The 497-nt window shown below is 54.1% G+C and carries 1 pseudogene; it reads right to left on the reverse strand.

The annotated features are described in order from the left end of the window. Positions 1-497, reverse strand: a pseudogene (locus tag Q0859_RS21455) (helix-turn-helix domain-containing protein); the annotation flags it as partial.

The raw sequence follows: 497 nt of genomic DNA on the forward strand, positions 1-497 counted from the left end.
GTCAGCTGCTTTCATGACAATGAAGTTCGGGCTGGTGATGAGATCATGTGAGCGAAGAAGCCTGTAAACACTGGATTCTGAGACAAAGTAGCTGCGCTCGTCAGTGAACGTGACCGCCAGTTCTCGTGGGCTTAGTTCTGGCCGCGCCAAGGCCATTTCCAACATGGCTTGGCGAACTTCGTCAGGAATGCGGTTCCAGACACGACCAGGGTGTGGCTTGCGATCCTCGAGTCCGGCCTCACCACGCTGCAGGTACCGATCATACCAGCGGTAGAAAGTCGGGCGCGACACGCCCAACTTTTCCAACGTAAGTTTGACCGGCAGATGCGATCCCTCGACCAGCCTGATGATCTCCAGCTTTTCTGATGCAGGATACCTCATTCTGGGTCGTCCCCATCCGCAAGCATGCTTTTTTTGAGAAGCCGCAACTCAAGCGTCTGCTCTGCCACGACCTCTTTAAGATCATGGGCTTCACGTTTCAGATCAGTAACTTCGCT

The organism is uncultured Tateyamaria sp. (genome assembly GCF_947497045.1).
Lineage (GTDB): Bacteria > Pseudomonadota > Alphaproteobacteria > Rhodobacterales > Rhodobacteraceae > Tateyamaria.